Consider the following 5,204-nt stretch of genomic DNA (forward strand, 5'->3'; position numbering starts at 1 on the left):
CAACGCTCCTCGTCTGCGACGAGGGCTGTTGCTGGCCAGCGGCCGGCACTACCGGAGCGCTGGCCGGAGCCGGCGTCGTCGGAGCCGGCGCGGTGACGCCGGTAGCCGGGCCACCCGGGGCGGTCTCTTCCAGCTGCAGGCGCAACTCCGGCGGAATGCGGATCGCTGCACCCGGGCGCAGCAGCAGCACATCGCGGCCGCGGTCGAGCTGGGCGGCAGGCTTCAGTTCACCGACCAGAAAGGCATGGGTGTCATCCGGGCGCAGGCCGGTGATGGTGCCGACCGGGAAGCCGGCCGGGAAGCGGCCACCGAGGCCGGAGGTGACAATCTCATCACCCACTTCCACGCCGGCGCTGAGCGGGATGTCGCGCAGCTCCAGCGTGTCGCCGCGCCCGTAGACGATCAGGCGTACGCCGTTGCGGGCCACGGTGACCGGCACCGCGTGGTCGGGGTCGGTGAGCAGCAGCACGGTGGAGGTACCGCCGGTGACGCTGATCACCTGCCCCATCAAGCCGCCCGCGTCGATCACCGCCTGGCCGACATGCACGCCTTCCCGGCTGCCGGCGTCGAGCACCAGGCGCTGCTTCACCGGATCCAGGTCGATATCCAGGATCGGCGCCAGCTGCACGTCCAGGCCACTGCGCTCGGCCACGTTCAGCAGTTCGCGCAGCTGGGCGTTGTCCAGCGCAGCGGTCTGCAGACGGGTCAGGCGCGCGTTGGCCAGCAGCAGCTGGTTGCGCAGCTCACGGTTCTCGGTGACCAGCTGGGTATGGCTGGCCGCGGAATCCTTGACCTGGTTGCCGAGCTTGCCGGGCAGGCCGGCCAGCGCCCACACAGGCTGCACCAGGCTGTTGGCCTGCTCGCGCAGGCGCGCCAGCCAGCCGGCCTGGTCGTCAAGGACGATCAGGGTGATGGCCAATGCGAGGTAGGCCAGCAACCGCAGGGGGCTGGCGGCATCACCGGATCGGGAGGCAACGGGAGGACCGGCGTAGGGCGGCACGGCAACGATTCAACTGGCAGAAGGCGGAAGGGAAACACGCGGACGCCCCGCCGGTGCCGGCCCGCCATCGCGGCGGGCCGCACCCCGGAAGGGCGCGGCGGGCAGGAACGGCCTGGACGGCTTATTCCGGCGCAAAGAACTCGTTGCCGTGCATGTCCACCAGCTCCAGCGCACGACCACCACCGCGGGCCACGCAGGTCAGCGGATCGTCGGCCACCTGCACGTGCAGGCCGGTTTCCTCGGAGATCAGGCGGTCCAGGTCGCGCAGCAGGGCGCCGCCACCGGTCAGCACGATGCCGCGCTCGGCAACGTCGGCACACAGTTCCGGCGGGGTCTGCTCCAGCGCCAGCTTGACCGCGCTGACGATGCCCGACAGCGGTTCGTGCAGGGCTTCGAGCACCTCGTTGGAGCTGATCTTGATCATCTTCGGCACGCCCTCGGCGAGGTTGCGGCCGGAGATCTCCAGCTCCTGCACCTCGGCCTGCGGGTAGGCACAGCCCAGCTCGACCTTGATGCGCTCGGCGGTGGCTTCACCGATCAGCATGCCGTGGTTGCGGCGCACGTAGTTGGTGATGGATTCGTCGAAGCGGTCGCCGCCGATGCGGACCGAGGCCGAATAGACGATGCCGTTGAGCGAGATCACCGCCACTTCGGTGGTGCCGCCACCGATGTCGATGACCATCGAGCCACGGGCTTCGGTGACCGGCATGCCGGCGCCGATCGCGGCAGCCATCGGCTCTTCGATCAGGTACACGTCACGGGCACCGGCTTCCTCGGCCGATTCCTTGATCGCGCGGCGCTCGACCTGGGTCGAACCTGCCGGCACGCACACCAGCACGCGCGGGCTCGGGCGCAGCACGCGCGACTTGTGCACCTTCTTGATGAAGTGCTTGAGCATCGCCTCTGTGTAGGTGAAGTCGGCGATGACGCCGTCCTTCATCGGGCGGATGGTGGTGATGTGGCCCGGGGTACGGCCGAGCATCTGCTTGGCCTCGGCGCCAACGGCTGCCACCGAGCGGGTGCCACCGATGGCACGGTCCTGGCGCACGGCCACGACCGACGGCTCGTTCAGCACGATCCCCTGCCCGCGCACGTAGATGAGGGTGTTGGCCGTGCCCAGGTCGATGGACAGGTCGTTGGAGAACATGCCACGGAGTTTCTTGAACATCTGAGGAAGGAGTCCTGAGGGGTGTCGTGCCCGCCGCGGGATGGCGAAAAAATGGGCAGAAATCGAGGCCGACAAGCCTAGCAACCCGCCTGCCGCCGAGCAAGGAAAAAACTAGCTGAACCCGCGTCTTCACAGGCTTTCGGCCTGATCGGGCATCACCCGGTTCTGGCCCTGAGCGGCACCAGCGGGTAACCTTTGCGCCGTCGGGCGCCCAAGGGCGCCGTTTGCTTGCCCGCCGAACCGGGCCGGCCCATCCCAAAATTCACCGCATAGGCTTACATCGATGTCCGCTCTGATCTGTGGTTCTCTTGCCTTCGACACCATCATGGTGTTCCCGGACCAGTTCAAGAATCACATCCTGCCGGACAAGGTGCACATCCTGAACGTGTCGTTCCTGGTCCCGCGCATGCGCCGCGAGTTCGGCGGCTGCGCCGGCAACATCGCCTACAACCTGCACCTGCTGGGCGGCCAGCCGATCCCGATGGGCACCGTGGGTTCGGACTTCGGCCCGTACCGCGAATACTTCGAAGGCCTGGGCATCGACCTGTCGCGCGTGCGCGTGATCGACGAGCTGTTCACCCCGCAGGCGTTCATCACCACCGACCACGACAACAACCAGATCACCGCCTTCCACCCGGGCGCGATGATGCGTTCCTACGAGAACCACGTGCGTGGCGTGCCGGGCGTGACCCTGGGCCTGGTCGGCCCTGACGGCCGCGAGGGCATGATCCAGAACGCGCAGGAATTCCACGAAGACGGCATTCCGTTCATCTTCGATCCGGGCCAGGCCATGCCGCTGTTCAACGGCCCGGAACTTCGCGCCTTCATCGAGCAGGCCGACTATGTGGTGGTCAACGACTACGAGTCGAACCTGCTGCAGGAGCGCACCGGCTGGGACGAACAGGAAATCGTCAGCCGGGTGAAGGCCTACATCACCACCCGTGGCCCGAAGGGCGCGGTCATCCACACCCCGGAAAAGAGCTACGACATCCCGCCGGCACACGAGCGCCGCGTGGTCGACCCGACCGGCTGTGGCGACGCCTTCCGCGCCGGCCTGATCTACGGCATCCAGAAGGGCTACGACTGGCTGACCATCGGCCGCATGGGCAACCTGATGGGCGCACTGAAGGTCGAGCACCCGGGCACCCAGAACCAGCGCTTTACCTTTGATGAGTTCAACGAGCAGTTCAAGCAGCAGTTCGGTTTCGGGCTGTGCGCGTAACCGAACTGCCCGCGCATTCCACCTTATCCCCGCGCCTTCGGCGCGCCCCCTTGAACAACAAGGGGGCTTTCCACCCGACGCGCTGCTGGGAATGCTGTTGGCAGGTGTCGACCTTGGTCGACACGCTGTTTGATTCCTGTAGAGCCGAGCCATGCTCGGCTTGCGCGCGCCAGCGCGATCTGACCGGACAGCAGCCGAGCGTGGGCTCGGCTCTACATCATCAGGCGCCCTGCCAGGCAGCCAGCAAGGCGCGGCAATCGGCGAAATGCCAATCGGCGCGGCCCGGCCACGGGTTCTCCGGCAGGTTGACCAGCACGGTATGCGTGCCGGCCGCGCGGCCACACTCCAGGTCGTAGGCGTGGTCACCGACCATCACCGCCTCGGCGGGCCCGATGCCCCAACGCTGCAAGTGCTGCTGCAGGCCCTCCGGTGAGGGCTTGGGCACCGCTTCATCGCGGCCGATGATGTCGGCATCGTCGAACAGCTCACCGACCCCGATCGCCTCCAGCGTCAGCTTCGCCAGCGCGTGGTCGTTGCGGGTCAGGATGCCCAGCCGGCAGCCCGCAGCTGCCAGCGTACGCAGCAGCTTCACCGCACCCGGCGCCGGCAGCGCGTCCTCGGCCAGCGCGCGCTCGTGATCCAGCAACCACTCACGCTTGGCCTGCGCCGATGCATCCGGCAACGCCGCGATATGGTCGAGGATGTCTTCCTCCGCGGCGATCTGCAGCGTACGGCGGATCGCCGCGAAGTCATGCACAGCCACGGTCAGCGTGCCATCCATGTCAAACACCCAGTGCCGGATCGCGGACAACGCCTGCACGGCACTGCCCGCCACCGCCATCACTGCCACCACTGCGGCATGCGGCTGGCGTCGACGCCCCCGGTCTCGAACACGGCCGTACGCGTGCCGCCAGCCTTGACCGGGAACTCGATGCTGATCGACTTGCCCTTGCGCGCCAGCTTCCAGAGCGCCTTCTGGTCGGTGATGAACATCGCGATGGCTTCATCGGTCTTCGGGCGCCATGCCGCCATCGACACCGGCTTGCCGTCGTCCACGGTCACTTTCACCGTGCATTGCGGGCAGCGGAAGTCACCGGCCTGCAGCACCAGGTAAGCATGCCGCTTCCACTCCGGGTGATCGCGGAACACCAGCTGCACCGGCTTGGCACCACTGCCGTCCACATCCACCCGTTCCTTGCTGTAGATCGACGCCGAGACCTGGTTGCCCTTGCTGGCGACCGGAATCTGGTTGTACTGCCACAGCCCCTGCATGCGGCGCAGGTCGCGCGCAGCGTCACCCTTGGCCTTTACGTCATCGAAACCGGCGGCGATGCGCTCGGCGGCGGCGGTGTCCTTGTACTGGTCCAGCAGCGAGGCGCCATGCAGGCGCGCGCGCTCCCAGTCCTGCGCGGCCACGGCCATGTCGTACTGCTTGGCCACGTCCTCGGCCTTGGCCTCCTTCTGCGCCTGCACGGCCGCCGCGGCGGCTTCCTGCGCCTTGCGCTCTTCTTCGGGATTGCTGCAGGCAGCCAGGGCCAGGGCACAGGCGGTGAGCAGGATCAGTCGTTTCATGGCGGAGGTCCTTCGTGTTTTCGCGATTCTGTAGAGTCGTCGCCCCGGCGCCACGGCCGCCCCCCCCCCCCCCCCCCGCCCGGCCCGCCCAAAAAAAAAACCCCGGGGCGGGGCGGCGCGGGTTTTTTTTTTGTTTGTTCGCCTGCCGGGTTAAAAAAAAAACACACCCCCACAACCCCCCCCCTAGCGTTTTGCGGGATGGGCTGGGTTAACATCTGGGGGGGGGGGGGGGGGGGGGGGGG

At 67.5% G+C, this 5,204-nt stretch carries 5 protein-coding genes; 1 reads left to right on the forward strand and 4 read right to left on the reverse strand.

The annotated features are described in order from the left end of the window. Positions 1 to 1,000: rod shape-determining protein MreC (gene mreC, locus QRO91_RS21725; protein WP_285310565.1), on the reverse strand; the 1,000-nt coding region annotated here is incomplete at its 3' end. A 121-nt stretch (positions 1,001 to 1,121) separates the two neighbouring features. Continuing rightward, entirely contained in the window at positions 1,122 to 2,168 is a 1,047-nt protein-coding gene (locus QRO91_RS21730; protein ID WP_005411077.1) for a rod shape-determining protein, read from the reverse strand. A gap of 283 nt (positions 2,169 to 2,451) precedes the next feature. Between QRO91_RS21730 and QRO91_RS21735 the strand changes: the two genes are divergently transcribed. Further along, the gene (locus QRO91_RS21735) at positions 2,452 to 3,390 is read left to right on the forward strand and encodes a carbohydrate kinase family protein (RefSeq protein WP_285310566.1); all 939 of its coding nucleotides are present in this window, start codon (positions 2,452 to 2,454) and stop codon (positions 3,388 to 3,390) included. Between the two features lie 220 nt (positions 3,391 to 3,610). Here QRO91_RS21735 and QRO91_RS21740 read toward each other — a convergent pair whose 3' ends face one another. Continuing rightward, a complete protein-coding gene (locus QRO91_RS21740) occupies positions 3,611 to 4,231 on the reverse strand; it encodes an HAD family hydrolase (protein ID WP_049431834.1) in 621 nt (206 codons plus the stop codon). Beyond that, positions 4,231 to 4,962, reverse strand: coding sequence for a hypothetical protein (locus QRO91_RS21745; protein ID WP_049431815.1), 732 nt, complete (start codon positions 4,960 to 4,962; stop codon positions 4,231 to 4,233). Before QRO91_RS21745 ends, QRO91_RS21740 begins: the two co-directional genes overlap by 1 nt. Between the last annotated feature and the right edge of the window lie 242 nt (positions 4,963 to 5,204).

It is taken from the genome of Stenotrophomonas maltophilia group sp. Smal32 (assembly GCF_030237085.1).
GTDB lineage: Bacteria > Pseudomonadota > Gammaproteobacteria > Xanthomonadales > Xanthomonadaceae > Stenotrophomonas > Stenotrophomonas maltophilia_Q.